The 236-nt window shown below is 55.9% G+C and carries 1 protein-coding gene; it reads left to right on the top strand.

The annotated features are described in order from the left end of the window. The coding region (locus R0J92_RS26545) for a hypothetical protein (RefSeq protein WP_411053883.1) at nt 1-236 on the top strand (236 nt) is incomplete at both ends.

Below are 236 nucleotides of genomic sequence, written 5' to 3'. Positions count from 1 at the left end.
CTGCCAAGGCGGTGACTACACCAAGCCTGTTTATAAAGATCTACGCGCTGCGGGTTGGAAAGGCTACTGGATTGATGCTGCCAGCACCCTGCGTATGGAAGACGACGCTACCATCGTGCTAGACCCGGTGAACCGCAACGTCATCGACGCTCAGCTTGCCAAAGGTGCGAAGACATTTGTGGGCGGTAACTGCACCGTTAGCCTGATGCTGATGGGCCTAGGTGGCCTATTCGAAG

It is taken from the genome of Tritonibacter sp. SIMBA_163, from assembly GCF_046535935.1.
Taxonomy (GTDB): Bacteria; Pseudomonadota; Alphaproteobacteria; order Rhodobacterales; family Rhodobacteraceae; genus Epibacterium; species Epibacterium scottomollicae.
This window is presented reverse-complemented; position numbering and strand designations above follow the sequence as displayed.